Below are 16,667 nucleotides of genomic sequence, written 5' to 3'. Positions count from 1 at the left end.
CAGGTCCTTGATGGCGAGGGTGGTAGTCATGGCAGTTCTCCTGGAAGGCGGTTGGCCAGCTGGCCGGGTATCGATTGGGACTTCGGTTCGTTTGCTGTCGAGCATCTTTGCTTCGCTCGGGAGGTACAAACGCATGGAGTGTGCCAAGGTGGGCCATGTCGCCTCGAATCGCCCGCAAACGCAGGCTGGGCTTGGGAGAAATTTTTCTCGAGGGGGAAAATGGCGCCGAAGCCCGGTGTGGGAAGGCTTTGATCTGGCAGGCAAAAACCAACACAACAGACACCGTGTGTTCGTGCGCCGCCAACATCGGGAAACATCTGGGCGATCACGCCGGCATGACGCGGCAGCGGGAGGACCCTTGAGGCGCACCGGGATGAGAACACCGGCGGCCTGCCGGAATTCCAATGCGGTCACATGGGATCAGAAGCCCATCGTCGCCGACAGCAGCAAGGTGCGCGGCTCGGCGATCGCCACGCCGCCGAAGGCATCGACCGCGGCCCAGTAGCGCTGGCCGAAGACATTGCGGACGTTGAGCCGGAAGGTGGTCTGCCGGCGCGCCAGCGTAGTCCGGTATCGCGCGCCAAGGTCAACGCGGGTCCATTGCGCAATGCCCTGTTGCGTATTGGCCTGGTCCACATACTGGCTGCCCGTGTAGACCAGGCTGCCGGTCAGCGTCAGCCCGGGCGCGAAGGCGGCATCCCATTCGGCGCCCAGGTTGGCTTGCAGCCTGGGCACGCCGATGGGGGTCTTGCCGGCGGTCGCGGCGCTGTCGGTGCGCACCGGCCTCGCATCGAGCACGGTGGCGCTGGCCAGCAGCCGCACGCCTGGCACCGGCTCGCCATACAGGCCAAGCTCCAGTCCGCGGTTGCGCTGCTCGCCGTCTGCGGTGAACAGCGTGCCGGACATCTGCCCACCCGGCCGGGTGATCTGGAACGCGCTGACCGTGGCGATCATGCCTCCCCGCTCTACCTTGACGCCGGCTTCGTACTGTATCGACTTGTAGGGCGCGAAGACCTCGCCGGCGTTGCTGGCGCTGGCGGGCGCGGTGTCGCCCTTGCTCAGCCCTTCGGCGCGGTTGGCGTAGAAGGAGACGTGCTGCCAGGGCTTCACCACGAGGCCGAGCATGGGCGTCACGGCCGATTCGTCATAGCGCGAAGTCACGGCGCCGGCGGTGCTGAAATTCGCCGACCTGACCTGCTGGTGACGCACGCCCAGCGTCAGTTGCACGCGCTGGTCCAGCAGCGACAGCGTATCGGCCAGCGCCACGCCGGTCAGGCGGGTTTCCGAAACCGTTGGCACGCTGGCCGGATCCGCGATGAACTGCATGGGAAGCGAAACCGGCTGGTAAAGGTTCGTCAGCAGGGTGACGGGCGAATTGTTGAAGCCTCGTCCCAGTCGATCCCGATAGCCGCTGACCACCAGATTGAGGCGATGGCCGACCGGCCCGGTGTCAAAGCGGGCCCGCAGGCCGGTATCCGCGGTAGCCCGGGCCACGTTGAACTTGTAGTTCGTATCCGACACGGCAATGTCGCCGGCCTCGTTGACGATGGTGGGCGTGATGGCAAAGAGCCTGGCAACCCGGGTACGGCCGCCGCCGCCGTCCAGGAACCAGGCCAGCTTGTCGCCGATCTCGTATTCCGCCCGAAGCAGCAGCGACTGGTCGCTGATCCTGGAGTGTTCCCAGGGCTGCGAGATATTGCGCTGTCCATCCGGCGCGCCGGGCACGGCGATGCCGGGAAGGATGTGCAGCAGCCGTGACGGCGCGTTGATCCTTTCCCGCTGGCCGATGAAGTCCAGCGTCGCACGCAGGCGCTCTCCCTGATAGTCGAGCGCCAGCGCGCCGGCACCAGCGTTGCGCGACTGGTTGTCCAGCCTGGTGTCCCCTGCCCGGTAGCTGCCGTTGAGGCGGATGCCGAACTGCCGCGCGGCGCCAAAACGCCGGCTCAGGTCAACGTTTCCACCCAGTTGCGATGTCGCGGCATAGTCGGCGGTGACCTGCATCTGGTCCGGTCCGGTGGCCCGCTTGGGGACGATGTTGATGCCGCCGCCGACACTGCCGCTCGGCGCCATGCCGATCAGCATGGCGGTCGGGCCCTTGATCAGCTCGACGCGCTCGATATAGCCGGTGGACACGCGGTAGTTGGAGGCAACGCCATACAGGCCATCGAAGGCGATTTCCCCGAAGTTACCGTTGCCCACCGGAAAGCCGCGGATCGTGAAGGCATCGAGGATGCCACCGGGCTGGCTGACGAAGCGCACCGACGCATCATTGGCCAGCACATCGCCCACCGTGCGCGCCTGCTGGTCTTCGATCGCCCTGGCGGTGTAGCTGGTGAGGCTGAACGGCGCGTCCATGATGTCGGTGTTGCCGAGCATTCCCAGCCGGGCGCCGCGCGCGACCTGCCCGCCCGCGAAGGGCTGCGGCAATTCGCCCGCGGCGGCGGCGGTACCGGTGACCGTCACCGTGGGCAGCACCGGCGCCGCCTCGCTGCGGGCGCCCTCGCGCGCCCTGCGCAAGGAAAAGCCGCCGCCCGGCAGCGCCACCGCTTCCAGCCCGGTTCCCGCCAGCAGCGCCCTCAGCCCTGCCGGCACCGAATAGCTGCCTTGCAAGCCGGGGCTCTCGGCGGCACCGAGCAGCGCCGCATCGTAGGAAAGATCGATGCCGGCAGCGCTGGCGAAGCGGTTGAGCACCACATAGAGCGGGCCTGGCCCGATGGCAAAGGAGCGGGCCTGCTCCGTGCCCGGCGCGGCACGCGCCGTGGACAACGGCATGCCAACCCACAGGGCGAGACAGGCGAGAGCGCAGGAAAAGGCGCGGCAAGGTGCCCTCAATGGCTTAGAAGTCCATGCTCATGGACGCCATGAAGGTACGCGGCGCACCCAGCGAGATCGTGCTGAACGAGGCCACCCCCGACCAGTACCTGCGATCGAAGGCATTGAACACACCCGCACGGAAGGTGGTCGACTTGCCGTACAGCGAGGACTTGTAGCGCACGCCCAGATCCACCGTGGTCCACGACGGCACCCGCTGCGTGTTTGCCTGGTTCACGTATTCGCTGCCGGTGTAGTTGACGGCGCCGGTCAGGGTCAGGCCGGGCACCCACGGCAGGTCCCATTCCGTGCCCAGGTTGGCCATCACCGTGGGCACGCCGACCGGGCGGTTGCCGAGCGTGGCCGCGCTGCTGGTCTTGGTCAGTTCGCCGTCGAGCAGGGTCACGCCGCCGAGCAGGCGCACGCCCTTGTAGGCCTGGCCCGACATCGTCAGCTCCAGGCCCTGGTTGCGCTGCTCGCCGTCGACGGAGAAGACCGTGCCGGACAACTGGCCGCTGGGCTTGGTCATGCGGAAAGCGGCCAGCGTTGCCATCACCTTGCCCGCGTCGTACTTGACGCCGACCTCGTGCTGCTTGGTCTTGTACGGGGAGAAGACCTGCCCCGCGTTCGACGCCACCGCCGGCGCGATATCGCCCTTGCTCAGTCCCTCGATGTAGTTCGCGTACAGCGAGACGTGCTGCCAGGGCTTGAAGACGATGCCGGCCAGCGGCGTGACGGCGCTCTCGTCGTACGTGGCGGTCTTGGCGCCGGTGGCGGCGTAGTTGTTCGACTTGACCTGCTGGTAGCGCAGGCCGAGGGTGAGTTGCACGCGGTCGTCGAGCACGCTCAGGGTGTCGGCCAGGGACAGCCCCGACAGCGTGGAGTCGGACACCTTGGGCACGCGTTGCGGCGCGGCGATATCCTGCGCCGGGCGGTCGACCGGCGCATAGATATTGGACGTGACAGGCGTGCCGGCCACGTTGGCGCTGGCGAAGCGGTCCATATACAGGTTCGCCTGCAGCGCCAGCGCGTGCTTGACGGGGCCGGTCTCGAACTTGCTCCTGACGCCGGTATCGAAGCTCGACCGGTTGACCTGGAACCTCCAGTTCTGTATCGCCGACGAGGTGGCACCCGCCGAATTCAGGATGGTCGGCGTCTGGTCCGACAGCCGCGCCACGTCGGAGCGGGTACCGCCAGCGTCGGCAAACACGGTCACGTTGTCGGTGATGTCGTACTCCGCGTGCAGCAGCGTCGAGACATCATTGGACTTCCACCAGCCCCACCGCTGGCTGACATTGCGCCGGCCGTCCGGCGCCGCGGGCACCTGCACGCCGGCCGCGACCAGGAAGGGCCGCGTCGGCGCGTCCACCCACTGGTATTGCTCGATCAGGTCGAGCGAAGCCCGCAGGCGCTCGCCGTGATAATCGAGCGACAGCGCGGCCACCTCCGCGCGCGATTTCTGGTTGTCCAGCGGGGTCTGTCCCTGGCGATGCAGGCCGTTGAAACGGATGCCCCACTCCCGGTCATCGCCAAAGCGGCGGCTCAGGTCGATCGCGCCGCCCACCTGCGCGTCAGACGCGTAGTCGAGGGTAAAGCGCGTCAGGTCCTGCGCCAGTGCCCGCTTGGGCACGACATTGACCACGCCGCCCACGCCGCTGTTGGGAGACATGCCGTACAGCAGGGCGGCGGGGCCCTTGAGCACCTCGACCCGCTCCAGGTACTCGGTGAAGAGGTGGTAGTTGGGCGAAACGCCGTAGACGCCGTCAAACGCGATTTCCGACAGGTTGCCCTCGTTGATCGGGAAGCCGCGGATATAGAAGGAATCCGTCACGCCGCCGACCTGGCCGGTGAAGCGAACGGAAGGATCGCTGTTCAGCACCTCGGCCAGGGTGACGGCCTGCTGGTCCTCGATCCGCTGGGCGGTGTAGTTGGTCACGGCGAAGGGCGTGTCCATCACGCCCTTGTTGCCCAGCAGCCCCAGGCGGCCGCCACGCGCCACCTGGCCGCCGGCATGGGCCGGTGGCAATTCGCCCGGCGCCTCGGTGGCGGCGGTGACGGTCACCGCCGGCAGCGTCGCGGTGGCATCCGCCGGCTGCGATTGCGCCCTCACGCCGAGCGGTGCCACGCTCGCGCCCATCGCAAGACAGACAAAGGCGTGGTGCAGTGCAAGCGCGAACGGCTTGGGTCGAGGTGGGCGCGCGTTGGCGATGGCAGTGGCATGGCGTGTTGCAGACATCAGATTCTCTTCTCCGGCAGCGTGGTGTTTGAAGTTCCTACGCAGTAGGCCGGTCGAGAATCGAAATCCCCTCAATATTTCCCTGGTTTTTTTCCGCACATGGGCAAAGTGGCGTCAATTTCCGCCGGCGGGACCAACCGTGACCCAGAGGCGCGTGCGATAGGCGATGGAAACGGGCTGCGACTGCGCCAGGAAGCGCAGCGTCCGATCGGTGTCGCGCAGGTGGTAGGTGCCGGATATGCGCAGGTCCGCCACGCGCGGATCGCAGACGATGCGGCCGGTGCGGTAGCGGGCAAGTTCGGCCAGCACGTCGGCCAGGCGCATGTCCTTGCCGGCGATGACGCCCTCGGCCCAGCCGTCCGGCGCGATGGGCGGCGCCGCCGCCGGCGTGCTGCCGTCTGCGGCAAGCCACCAGGTCGTCCCCGCGCGTGCCACGTCCTCGCCATTGCCCGCCGACGGATACAGGGCGACGGCGCCCTCCTGCACGCTGACCCGGGCGCGCGCGCCCTCGATACGCACCACGAAGCGCGTGCCCAATGCGCGCAGGCTGCCGAACGGCGTCTGCACCCAGAAGGGCCGCGCCGCGCCGCTGGCGGCGGAAAATTCATCGTCATGGCCCGTGGTGACCAGGATCTCTCCGCGCCGCAGCGTGATCAGGCGGCGCTCGGCGCCCAGTCCGGTACTGATGGCCGTGTCCGTATTGAGCACGATGGTGCTGCCATCATCGAGCCGCACGGTACGCTGCTCGCCGGTGGCGGTGCTGGTATCGGCAAGCAGGCGCTGCCATGGCGCCAGTTCTCGCACACCCTGCACGGCAAGCAGCGAGATACCTGCCAGCGCCAGCACCTTGAGCGCCTGACGGCGTTTCAGGCCGCCGGCGCTGCGCCGCGCGCCGGCGGTTTGCAGCGTATCCAGCGCAAGCGCTGCCGGTACGCCGGAGAAATCGTCTCGCAGCGCCTGCACCCGCTGCCAGGCGAGCGCGTGCAGCGGGTCCGCCTTGAGCCACTGTGCGAACGCCTCGCGCGTGCCGGCGGTGGGCTCGCCGAAGTCGAGCCGGATCGTCCAGGTAACGGCCTTGTCGACCATGCGAGCGGGAATCCGGGGTTCGGGCGCGGGCGGCGTGGGTCCGCAGGGACTGGCGGGATCAGTCACCGAAGCGCACAGCGTAGCAATGGCGCAGGGCCGCGGCGACATGGCGTTCGGCCGTCGCCAGCGACACCCCGAGGCGCTCCGCGATCTGCCGGCAGGTCAGCCCTTCCAGCTGGGCCCACAGGAAGGCGGTGCGCACCTGCGGCTTGAGCGCATCGAGTATGCGGTCGATGGCGATCAGGGCCTCCAGGAAGAGCAGCCGGCTCTCTGGCGACGGCGCGTGGGCCGGCGGCAACTGCGCCAGCGTCTCCAGCCAGGCCAGCTCCAGCTCCCGGCGCCGCCAGTGCTCGATGACCAGGCCGCGCGCGATCGTGCTCAGGTAGGTGCGGGGCTCCCGGATATCCGCGGCCTGCCGGTGGAGCAGGCGGAGAAACACGTCCTGCGCCAGGTCTGCCGCATCGCAGGCATTGCCCAGCTTGCGGCGCAACCAGCCCTGGAGCCATCGGTTGTGCTCGCTATAGAGGGAGTGAACGTGACGCTGGAGAGCGGATTCGGCGGCAGCCATGCTGCATTCCTGATGATGATCAGTCTGGCACGGCCAAACCTCACAGATCGCAAATGAGAATGGTTCGCATTGTATTACAGACGGGCTCTCCAGTACAACTGCCGGCAGGCCCGGTCATTGCCACGCTGGCGCACAGCCCTGCGCCGCCCGCCTTCGCATAATGAGTCAGTCAGCGTCAGCCAACGGGGATCCGGCCCACACGGGCGGCCGGCGGCCTTGCCAGGGCATGGCCGCTTCCAGTTGGGCCGCCAGGCGGAAAAGGATGTCCTCTCGTCCAAACCCCGCAACGAACTGGGAGCCAATTGGCAATCCTGTTGCGCTATCGAACGACAACGGAACCGACATGGCGGGCAACCCCGCAACGTTCGGCAACGGGGTGAATGGTGATTGCTGGAGCACGTGCGCGATCCAGCCGTAGCCATCAAGCATTCCCTCGTCCTTGTTGTACTCACCTATCCGAGGCGCGAGATCTGGCAGCGTCGGCGTCAGGAGAAGGTCGTAGCCCAGGAAGAATTTGCCCGTCGCCCGCGTAACGGCATTCCGGACCTGCAGCGCCTCCAGCAGGTCCGTACCGCTGACGCGACGCCCATACTCGTAGACCGCGAATGTCGCCGGTTCGAGAATGCCCGGGGTCACGGGCCTGCCGGTTGCCGCCGAGATGGCGTTGAGCCTCATGGCCGCGTTCGCGGTCCAGATCTGCGCGTTGGCGTGAACGAAACTGTCCCAGCTTACGCCCAGGTCCGGCGTGACTTCCTCCACTTCATGGCCCAGCGATGCAAGAGACCGGGCAACGGCGCGGATGGCATCCGCCACGACAGTGGTGGTCCGCCCGGAATTCTGTGGGTTGAGCAGGAAGCCGATCCTGAGCTTCCCCGGACTGCGCTGGAGTTCCGACAGATAACTGTCGGCCGGTGGCGCAATCTGATACGGCTCGCCGATGCCGGCACCGGTCACGGCATCGAGCAAGGCGGCGCTGTCACGCACCGACCGGCTCACGCCAAAGTGCACGCCAAGTCCGTTCCATACCTCGTCTACGGCGGGGCCGTTGGATACGCGTCCCCTTGTCGGCTTCAGGCCGAACAGGCCATTCAATGCCGCGGGCACGCGAATCGAGCCACCGGCGTCAGTGGCATGGGCAAGCGGAACGATTCCGGCTGCGACGGCCGCGCCGGCGCCCCCGCTCGAGCCGCCGGCACCGCGATCGAGATTCCACGGATTCCTGGTCGGCCCGCACACGCGTGCCTCTGTGGTCGTGCTCACCGCCAGCTCGGGCATCGTCGTCCTGCCGAGCGTGACGAGGCCGGCCTTTCGGAATCTGACCATCAGATTCGAGTCTTCCCGTGCAATCAGCCCTTGCGCTATCCGGCTACCCAGTTCGCTTCTGCGGCCCTTCATCGCCACGCCCAGGTCCTTGATGAGGAAGGGCACGCCGGAAAGCAGGCTTCCTGGTTCCGCGGACGCGGTTGAGTCCGCCTCCGCGGGCCAATGCTCGACCACGGCATTGATCTTCGGGTTGATAGCCTCGAGCGCATTCAGCGCAGCGGCCGCGACTTCCGCGGGGCTGACCTGTCCGCTCGATATGAGATCGTGCAAACCTACGCCATCAAGCGACGCATATTCGTCCAGTTTCATAGCGATGCCAATAAAGAACCAACAATAAGAGCGGAATGCCCCAGCAGCCGCGCAACGAAACGGCTACCTGAGCGCGGGCGTGATCAATCCATGCCTCGCGTTCCCGCGGGAACCGGTGCATGCCCATCCGATGCGAATTCAACGACGTCTTCCGGATGCAAGCGCAGAAGGAGGACGATGACTCCCGAGATGAAAAGCATCGCGGCCACGATCAAGAAGCCAAGATGCATGCTTCCCGTCAGACTCTTCGACCATCCGATGATGCTTGGCCCGAAGAACCCACCGGAAAGACCGATCGTATTGATCAGTGCAATCGCCCCCGCTCTCGCATCGCCTTTGATGTACTCCGGCGGTACGGCCCAGAAGACGATATTTGCCATCCACATCATCCCCGTGGCGAGTGTGAGACAAACGATGGTGAGCAGAAGGCTACCGTCGGCAAATATCCAGGCGACAAAGGCGAGGACGCCGACGAACACAGGCAGCGCAATGTGGAAACGTCTGTCGCGATGCTTGTCGGAACTGCGGCCACCATAAAAAATGGCCAATGCAGCAGCAACGTAGGGGATGGCTGAATACCAGCCCAGCTGCTGTGTGCTGGCGACGCCTTCGAGCTTGAGGATCGTCGGAAGCCAGAAGCTGAGAGCGTAGATTGGCGCGATGATGCAGAGGTAGGCCACGGCAAGAATATAGACCTTCGGGTCCCTCAGGACAGCACGGAAAGAACCATGGCGTCCGGCATCCCTGCCCAGTTCCCCTTGAAGCAGGCGCTTTTCCTGCGGGCTCAGCCATTTCGCGGTAGCCGGGCCATCCGACAGGGCGAAGTAGGCGATCACGCCGAGGACGACACACGGGGCGCCTTCCAGCAAGAACATCCATTGCCAGCCGGATAGATTGCCGGCCCCTGCAAACGCCGTCATGATCCAGGCGGAAAGAGGACCGCCCACGATTCCGCTGACCGGTCCCGCGAGCCAGACAATGGAGATGGCGCCGGCAGTGCGCGACGGACCATACCAGCGGGACAGATAAAACAGCACGCCAGGAGCAAAGCCGGCCTCGAAAACGCCGAGCAAGAAGCGCACCGCATAAAAGGCCGGAATACTGTTCACGAACAGCATGCAGATTGACGCGATCCCCCACAGCACCATGATCCGGCTGAAGGTGACCCGCGCCCCCACCTTCGGAAGCAGCAGGTTACTCGGGATCTCGAACAGGACGTAACCCACGAAAAAGATGCCGGCGCCGACCCCATAGGCCGCATCGGATAGTGCCAGGTCACTCTGCATCTGCAGCTTCGCGAAACCGACATTGACTCTATCGAGGTACGCGAACATGAAGCCGACAAACAGTAGCGGCAGCAGGTGTAGATCCACCTTTCGATAGACGGAAGATACTGCTGCGTCGCCGCCTGACGTTTGATTTATTGCGGACAATTTTGTCTCCGGTCGTTGATCTTGGTCGAGCCTGGGCCATGGCGATCGCACGGCGAGCGATGTGGAAGATCCAATCCATCGGGCTCGCCGTGTGAGCGACAAGTGGCGGGCTATCCGGTCACAGCCTGGCTGACATGACAGCCAGCATTGCGTCGCAAAGAATCTGTGCGCCCGCGGCCAGATCCTTGTCGCGGGCATGCTCTGCCTCGTTATGGCTGATGCCCTTCTCGCAAGGCACGAAGATCATGGCCGTAGGCGTGTGGTCTGCCATGTACTTGGCGTCGTGAGTGGCGCCAGAGACGATGCTCATGTGCGTCAGGTTCCGAGCCTTCGCCGAGTCCTCGACAACCGCCACGACACGGTCGTCGAACTTCACGGGAGTCGAGCGCAGCAATACCTTGGCGGAGACGGGGCAATGCTCGACTTCGCTCGAACACATCTGGAGGATCTTCTCGCCCGTTTGCAGGAGATGATCCGGATCCGGGTGCCGGAGATCGATGTTGAAGGTAACCTTTCCGGGAACCGTGTTGGGCGAGCCGGGTGCCACTTCAAGCCGTCCGACGGTGAAGCGCAGTATGTCGAGCGGATCCGCAATTTCACTCCGAATCCGTGCCATCAGCACCGTCGCCGCAAGCAGCGCATCTTTCCGGTGTCGCAATGGCGTGGTGCCGGCGTGGGCCTCCATCCCGCGAACTTCGATCTCATAGGAATGAAGACCCTGAATGCCGCTGACGATGCCGATGTCGCAATCCGCATCTTCGAGGACGGGGCCCTGCTCGATGTGAGCCTCGATATACGCAAACCCTTTGCCGCCCAGAGGCCTGCTTTGCAAGTGCGGAAGCGCCTCGATCTGCGTCGCCAGCGCATCGCCAACGCTGATGCCTTTCGCATCGCGTATTGCCAGTGCCCTGTCGAGCGGCAAGGCGCCTGACGCCACCGCCGACCCCATCGTCGGCGGGGGAAATCTCGAACCCTCTTCATTCATCCAGACGACGAGCTCCATCGGGCGCTCTGTCACCACGCCATGATCGTCAAGCGTTTCAAGGACTTCAAACCCGGCCAGCACCCCGAATACGCCATCGAACTTGCCGCCCGTGGGCTGGGAATCGAGATGCGATCCCGTCATGACAGGACTGAGTTCCGGCCGCGCGCCCGGGCGGCGGATAAAAAGATTGCCGATCGGATCGATGGCCGTGATGTAACCCCTCCCCGAAGCCCAGTCCAGAAGGAGTTGCCGCCCCCTGGTGTCCTCTGCCGTCAGTGCCTGACGGTTAACGCCGCCATTGCCGGTGGCGCCGATTTCGGCCATCGCGCGGTGGCGGTCCGAGAGCCTGGCACCGTTGATAAGCGGTGCGGCTGTCACCGTGGATACAGATGTGGGATTGTCGACTTGCATTGTTTCCGGGGGGCGTCGTTTATCGTGGCACCCAGTTTGCCCAGCCAACCCCATAAAGTCAAGTCACTTGACTAGCAGGAATGTTAGTGTCATTTATACGAACAAAAAGCGGCATCCAAGCCACAATCAGGCTGCGGATCGCGAAAACCACCCCTTGAATTTGGCTCCGATGCCGACGCGGCGGAGGTGACGTCGACATCTCGCCGATTTATCGACCCCATGCCTGCACTCGTTACATTGCTACACGCCAAATCGAAAATGCGTTACTATTTCGAAATGCCGGAATACTATTAATCCGTGCCGTAGAATTATCGAAGATTCACGCCGGATCGAGAAACTTCACCGAAGACGGAACGATAAATCCGGTCCAGTACTGATCGCGCCATCGCATATTATGGAAAACAACGAAATTAATCAGGAAATCGTCATCGGCGGAAGGCTCAAGCACGCGAGACTCAATCGCAAGCTGAGCTTGCGTCAACTGGCGGAGAAAGTCGGCTGCACTGAGAGCTTCCTGTCGAAAGTCGAGAACTGCAAGGTCCGCCCTTCCCTCCCGATGCTTCACAAGATTGCCGTGACGCTGGGAATCAGTGTCGCCAAGCTGTTTATTGAAGAAGACAACACCACTGGATCGGTGACGGTCATGCGGGAGGGTCAGCGACAAATACTGCGGACGGAACATCGACGGGCTGGCGATGGCGTGTCGCTGGAAACGCTGCTCCCCAACCATCTGTGCGCCCTGCTGGAATCCAATATCCATCACATCCCCGCGGGAACCTCGTCCCAGGGCTTTCTCGAGCATCAGGGCGAAGAAATGGGCTATGTACTGCAAGGAGAACTGGAACTCACCGTGGCCGATCAGACTATCCGCGTGAGCAAAGGCGACTCCTTCTTTTTCTTTTCGCACCTCCCGCATGGCTACCGGAACATTGGCAGCACGGAAGCCCAGGTGTTGTGGGTCAACACGCCCCAGAGCTTCTGACGCAGTCACCAGAGCGACTATCCCGCAGGCCTCGACGACATCCTGCCAGCCCTTGCGCGGATCATTCCTGCGTTACTCCTTGCGTTTCAGGCCATCGGGAGCGGGCACCCAGCGAAAACCGGCCTGCCCGGCCTGTACATGACCCAGCCCGGGGAATGCCATATGGGCGCCTCCCACCAGATAGCCTTGCCGGGCCGCGTCGGCAAGGATGCGCTGCCGCGTGGCCGCCGCGGCGGCAGGAGCGACGTCGTACTCGATGGTGATGCCCGGATCGCCGAACTGCGCCTCGCTGGCGTGGATGACGTCTCCCCAGAGCAGCAGCCGCTGACCCCGGCTCTCGATGAAGTAGCCGTTCATGCCCGGCGTGTGGCCGTATAGCGGTACCGAGCGCACGCCGGGGAACAGTTCGGTGGCACCGTCGAAGGTGCGCAGCTTGCCCGCCACCACATACGGGTCGACAGTCTGGTGCGACTGCCGGAAGGTGGTGCGGGCCGCCGCCGGCGCCCTGGCCTCGGCTTCGGGGCTGAGCCACAAGGCCGGATCGCGCTGGTCCACGTGCACCACTGCATGCGGGAACACCCGCTGCCCGCCGATACTGAGGCCGCCGGAGTGGTCGCCGTGGATATGCGTCAGCAGGATGTCGTCGATATCGCCGGGCTGGTAGCCGGCAGCACGGAGGTTCTCGACGAGGTGGCCGGTCAGCGGCCCGAACAGCTCGCCCGCGCCGGTATCGACGAGAATGCGACGCTCGCCGGTGTCGACCAGGAAGCAGTTGACGGAGATCTCCACCGGCAATGCCTGGTGGGCGGCCGCGAACGCCTCGCGCACGGCTTGCGGCTTGCTCATGATCTTCGACACGTCGCGCGGCGCGGTGCCATCCGACAGCACCGTGACGCGAAACGCCCCCAGCGCAAAGCGGTAGAAACCGGGGGCCTGGTGCGCCGCCCATCCAGGGCTGGACGATGTGTCCGGCGAATCTGTCGCACCGGCGTTTGCCGGACTGGCGGCAAGGACGGTCATGGATGCGGTGGCAAGAAGCAGGAAGCGGGGGAAATTCATGATCGGTATCGGTCCGGGTTGCGCACTGGCCCCTTATCAGGTGCCGTACTGGTGCTGAATCAGCGATAAACGGAACAATAGCGATCGCGCTCTGCCGCGATAAGCTGTCTTTCTTGGGAATAATTGTGCCACCATTGGCATAATCGGCATAATTGGCGGCATCGATCATTGACCTGGCGCCGTGCGCGAACCGAGACGTCCATGCCTCCCGACATGAATGACACGCTGGTCTTCCTCAAGGTCGTGGAAGCGGGGAGTTTCACCGCCGCCGCAGCCGAGTTGCTCCTGCCCAAGACCACGGTCAGCCGCAAGCTGCGCGAACTCGAGCAGCGGCTTGGGGTGCAACTCTTGCACCGGACCACACGCCGCCTCGGCCTGACGGAGGCCGGCACGCTCTACTACGAATCCTGCCGCGCCATTCCCGGCATGCTGGCAAACGCCGATGCAGCGGTAGGCCAGTTGCAGGGCACGCCGCGCGGCACGTTGCGCATCACGGCATCCTACTCGCTGGCGATCACCCTGCTCGGCCCGCTGCTGGCAGATTTCCGCGGCGAAAACCCGAACGTGAACATCGAGCTGGTGCTCAGCCACCGCACGCTCGATCTCGTCGGCGAGGAAATCGACCTGGCACTGCGCATGGGCGACCTGCCGGATTCATCGATGGCCGCACGGCGACTCGCCACCTTCCCGAACCGCATCTACGCCAGCCCCGCCTATCTCGCGCAGCATGGCGAACCCACCCATCCGGACGCACTGTGCGAGCACATGGCGCTATCCACGCGCGTGGCCAGGCGCGCCAGCGGCCATGCCTGGCCAATGCGCCGCGAGGACGCTGCCGAAGGGCTCACCGACTACCCAATCCGCCCCGTGATCGAGGCCGACGATCCGGAGACACTCAAGGCGCCACTGTTCGACGGCGCGGGCCTGATGATGGCAACAGACCTGATCATGGCGCGGCATGTCGGGCAAGGCCTGGTGGTGCCGGTACTGCCTGGCTGGCTCGGGCGTTGCCCGGACCTGCACGCCGTGTTTCCGCGCGGGCACGTACAGCCGCCAAAGTTGCGCGCGTTCATCGACTTCCTCGTGCTGCGGCTCGCACCGGGTGCCGCAGGCGCACGGCGCTGAACGCATCGGCAACTCGCCTGGCGAGGATCGCGCAATTGTCGTGCGGGCGCCGATCCCTGCAAGGCATGGCAAGGCGAACACCAGGGCTTCCGGCTTTTCGCGCGCGATACTTTGTGGCATGTTTGCCGGGGATTGCCGGTCGACAGGCCGGCTCGAACTACGGGTGAGATTGTGGAACTACGACATTTGCGCTATTTCATCGCGGTGGCCGAGCATGAGAGCATTCGCGAGGCGGCGGAGCGCATCCACGTCACGCAGCCCGCCATCTCCCGCCAGATCCATGACCTGGAGGAAGAACTTGGCTTCGCATTGTTCGCGCGCACGCCGCGCGGACTCAGGCTGACTTCGGCCGGCCAGGCGTACTTGCGCGATGCCCGCACGGCGCTCAACCAGCTCGACGTCGCGGCGCGCGGTGCCCAGCGGATATCGGCCGGCATGCAGGGCCGCCTGCGGCTTGGCTTTGTCGAGAACAGTGGCTGGGACGGCATCGTGCCGCATATCTTCCGGCGCTTCCAGGAAGACGTGCCCGACGTCCGCATCGAACTGATCCCGATGAACACGCCACAGCAGCTCGACGAGATCCGCGCGGGCACGCTCGACGGCGGCTTCGTGTACCAGTACGGGCCGCTCCCCGAATCGCTCGGCACGCTGCCGCTGACGACGAACAACGTGCTGCTGGCGGCGCCGCGCGCATGGGCGCTGCCCGCCCCGGAAACGTCCACGACTCACGCATCCCCGCCAGGCGTGGCGCTGCGCCAGATTGCCGACTGGCCATTCGTCACGTTCCCGCGCGCTGTGTATCCGGTCTACTACGACCGGCTGATCGGCGCTTGCCAGGCGTGCGGCGTCACCCTCAACGTCGTCCAGGAGGTCTCGACCGAGGCCGCCATGCTGTCGCTCGTCTGCGCCGGCATCGGCGCAGCCATCGTCAACTCGGCCAACGTCGGCCGTCCGCCAGCGCTCTGCCACTTTGCGTCGTTCACGGATCTTTCCATCCCGATGCCGCTCGTCTTCGCCTGCAAGGCCGATGCGCCCGAGCCGGCGCTTGCGCGCTTCATTCAGACGGTGGAAGCGATGAGGCAGACCGTGGCGGCGCCTGGGTGATGCCCGGAAAGCATCAGCTCCGCCAAAAAACGGCATTTGTCGGCAACCAGCTCGATCAGCAATATTGCATGCAGACGCGGCCGATCCCCACGAACCGGCCGCGCCCGATCCCCCACCGGAGACAGGCATGCCAGGCCGATCGAACGACCAGACCCATTCCAGGAAAACACTGATCTCAACGGAGATCGACTACGAGCGCGAGGGCTTCCAGACCGGTGTGCTGCGCATTCCCTATTCGCATGACCGCTCTGCCTATGGCCACATTCCCGCGCCGATCGCCGTGCTCAAGCAGGGCACGGGACCCACGGTGCTGCTGACCGGCGGCAACCATGGCGACGAATACGAAGGCCCGGTGGCGTTGATGAAGCTGCTGCAGCGCATGCCTTCGATGCAGATCCAGGGCCGGCTGATCGTCATACCGGCGCTGAACTTTCCGGCGTTCATCAACGGCTCGCGCACCTCGCCGATCGACCGCGGCAACCTGAACCGCATGTTTCCCGGCGACCGCAATGGCTCGATCACCGCGATGATCGCGCACTACGCGGACAGCGAGCTCTTCCCGCGGGCAGACGTGGTGCTGGACCTTCACGCCGGCGGCGCTTCGTTCAACCACATGCCCACGGTGCTGGCCGCGCTGCCGTCCGATCCGGCACGCCGTATCGCGTACCTGAAACTGGTCAAGGCCTTCGCCGCGCCGCACACCATGGTCATGGACCTGCTCGGCGAAGACCGAACCTACGGCGCGGCGGCAGAGCGCCACGGCACCTTGTTCCTGTGCGGCGAATTCGGCGGCTATGGCAGCTGCAACGTGGAAGGGCTGGCCATCGTCGAGCAAGGCCTGCGCCGTGTGCTCCATGTCGCCGGGCTGACGCGCGACGACAGCCCGCCGCCGCGCCACGACACGCAATTCATCGCGGTGAACGGGGCCCGGCACTATCTGTTCGCGCCACGCCACGGCGTATTCGAACCCTGCTTCACGTTGGGGCAGCAGGTCGCGGCCGGCGATCTCGCCGGGCGGCTGTTCGATCCGTACGCGCCGTGGGAGCCGCCGCGCGAACTCCACTTCGGCGGCGCCGGCATGGTGGTCTGCGCCCGCACCTTCGCCGGCGTCGAACCCGGCGACTGCATCGCCCTGCTGGCATCCCCCATCACGCTGTAGCCCATTCCGACGGCAACGCGGAGATTGGCGTCCTCTCATTGGGGAGCCGCCAGCCCGCCCCGTGCCCCTTCGAGGA

Annotated in this window: 12 protein-coding genes; 4 read left to right on the top strand and 8 right to left on the bottom strand. The window is 65.2% G+C overall.

The window, feature by feature from the left end; translation table 11 throughout:
* Positions 1-420 precede the first annotated feature (420 nt).
* The 7 genes from AB4Z48_RS36055 to AB4Z48_RS36025 form a co-directional block, all read right to left on the bottom strand.
* Positions 421-2,772, bottom strand: a complete 2,352-nt coding sequence (locus tag AB4Z48_RS36055; RefSeq protein ID WP_441622966.1) for a TonB-dependent siderophore receptor — start codon at positions 2,770-2,772, stop codon at positions 421-423.
* A 64-nt stretch (positions 2,773-2,836) separates the two neighbouring features.
* Entirely contained in the window at positions 2,837-5,050 is a 2,214-nt protein-coding gene (locus tag AB4Z48_RS36050) for a TonB-dependent receptor (RefSeq protein WP_441622968.1), read from the bottom strand.
* Between the two features lie 111 nt (positions 5,051-5,161).
* A complete protein-coding gene (locus tag AB4Z48_RS36045; RefSeq protein ID WP_441622964.1) occupies positions 5,162-6,133 on the bottom strand; it encodes a FecR domain-containing protein in 972 nt (323 codons plus the stop codon).
* Positions 6,134-6,191: 58 nt separating this feature from the next.
* Positions 6,192-6,701, bottom strand: coding sequence for a sigma-70 family RNA polymerase sigma factor (locus AB4Z48_RS36040; protein ID WP_441622962.1), 510 nt, complete (start codon positions 6,699-6,701; stop codon positions 6,192-6,194).
* A gap of 165 nt (positions 6,702-6,866) precedes the next feature.
* Entirely contained in the window at positions 6,867-8,333 is a 1,467-nt protein-coding gene (locus tag AB4Z48_RS36035; RefSeq protein ID WP_441622960.1) for an amidase, read from the bottom strand.
* A gap of 83 nt (positions 8,334-8,416) precedes the next feature.
* The gene (locus AB4Z48_RS36030) at positions 8,417-9,766 is read right to left on the bottom strand and encodes an MFS transporter (RefSeq protein ID WP_441622958.1); all 1,350 of its coding nucleotides are present in this window, start codon (positions 9,764-9,766) and stop codon (positions 8,417-8,419) included.
* A gap of 118 nt (positions 9,767-9,884) precedes the next feature.
* Positions 9,885-11,162, bottom strand: a complete 1,278-nt coding sequence (locus AB4Z48_RS36025; RefSeq protein WP_441622956.1) for a M20 family metallo-hydrolase — start codon at positions 11,160-11,162, stop codon at positions 9,885-9,887.
* Between the two features lie 394 nt (positions 11,163-11,556).
* Between AB4Z48_RS36025 and AB4Z48_RS36020 the strand changes: the two genes are divergently transcribed.
* The gene (locus tag AB4Z48_RS36020; RefSeq protein ID WP_441622954.1) at positions 11,557-12,144 is read left to right on the top strand and encodes a cupin domain-containing protein; all 588 of its coding nucleotides are present in this window, start codon (positions 11,557-11,559) and stop codon (positions 12,142-12,144) included.
* A 72-nt stretch (positions 12,145-12,216) separates the two neighbouring features.
* Here AB4Z48_RS36020 and AB4Z48_RS36015 read toward each other — a convergent pair whose 3' ends face one another.
* Entirely contained in the window at positions 12,217-13,203 is a 987-nt protein-coding gene (locus tag AB4Z48_RS36015; RefSeq protein WP_441622952.1) for an MBL fold metallo-hydrolase, read from the bottom strand.
* Positions 13,204-13,404: 201 nt separating this feature from the next.
* Here AB4Z48_RS36015 and AB4Z48_RS36010 point away from each other — a divergent pair, with 201 nt between their 5' ends.
* From AB4Z48_RS36010 to AB4Z48_RS36000, 3 genes are all read left to right on the top strand, one after another.
* Complete coding sequence (locus tag AB4Z48_RS36010) at positions 13,405-14,328, top strand: LysR substrate-binding domain-containing protein (protein WP_441622950.1); 924 nt, start codon at positions 13,405-13,407, stop codon at positions 14,326-14,328.
* 171 nt (positions 14,329-14,499) lie between these two features.
* Positions 14,500-15,432 (top strand): LysR substrate-binding domain-containing protein, encoded by a 933-nt coding sequence (locus AB4Z48_RS36005; RefSeq protein WP_441622948.1) that lies wholly within the window; start codon positions 14,500-14,502, stop codon positions 15,430-15,432.
* 127 nt (positions 15,433-15,559) lie between these two features.
* Positions 15,560-16,591, top strand: coding sequence for a succinylglutamate desuccinylase/aspartoacylase family protein (locus tag AB4Z48_RS36000; protein ID WP_441622946.1), 1,032 nt, complete (start codon positions 15,560-15,562; stop codon positions 16,589-16,591).
* Positions 16,592-16,667 lie beyond the last annotated feature (76 nt).

The organism is Cupriavidus sp. 2TAF22 (genome assembly GCF_052115045.1).
Lineage (GTDB): Bacteria > Pseudomonadota > Gammaproteobacteria > Burkholderiales > Burkholderiaceae > Cupriavidus.
Note: the sequence above shows the minus strand (reverse complement) of the source record. Positions and strands in the feature narration are given on the sequence as shown.

Excerpts from the sequence above, each read along its gene's own strand:
- AB4Z48_RS36055 (WP_441622966.1), bottom strand. The coding sequence starts at position 2,772 with ATGCCGTTGTCCACGGCGCGTGCCGCGCCGGGCACGGAGCAGGCCCGC.
- AB4Z48_RS36045 (WP_441622964.1), bottom strand. The coding sequence starts at position 6,133 with ATGGTCGACAAGGCCGTTACCTGGACGATCCGGCTCGACTTCGGCGAG.
- AB4Z48_RS36040 (WP_441622962.1), bottom strand. The coding sequence starts at position 6,701 with ATGGCTGCCGCCGAATCCGCTCTCCAGCGTCACGTTCACTCCCTCTAT.
- AB4Z48_RS36035 (WP_441622960.1), bottom strand. The coding sequence starts at position 8,333 with ATGAAACTGGACGAATATGCGTCGCTTGATGGCGTAGGTTTGCACGAT.
- AB4Z48_RS36025 (WP_441622956.1), bottom strand. The coding sequence starts at position 11,162 with ATGCAAGTCGACAATCCCACATCTGTATCCACGGTGACAGCCGCACCG.
- AB4Z48_RS36020 (WP_441622954.1), top strand. The coding sequence starts at position 11,557 with ATGGAAAACAACGAAATTAATCAGGAAATCGTCATCGGCGGAAGGCTC.
- AB4Z48_RS36015 (WP_441622952.1), bottom strand. The coding sequence starts at position 13,203 with ATGAATTTCCCCCGCTTCCTGCTTCTTGCCACCGCATCCATGACCGTC.
- AB4Z48_RS36010 (WP_441622950.1), top strand. The coding sequence starts at position 13,405 with ATGCCTCCCGACATGAATGACACGCTGGTCTTCCTCAAGGTCGTGGAA.
- AB4Z48_RS36000 (WP_441622946.1), top strand. The coding sequence starts at position 15,560 with ATGCCAGGCCGATCGAACGACCAGACCCATTCCAGGAAAACACTGATC.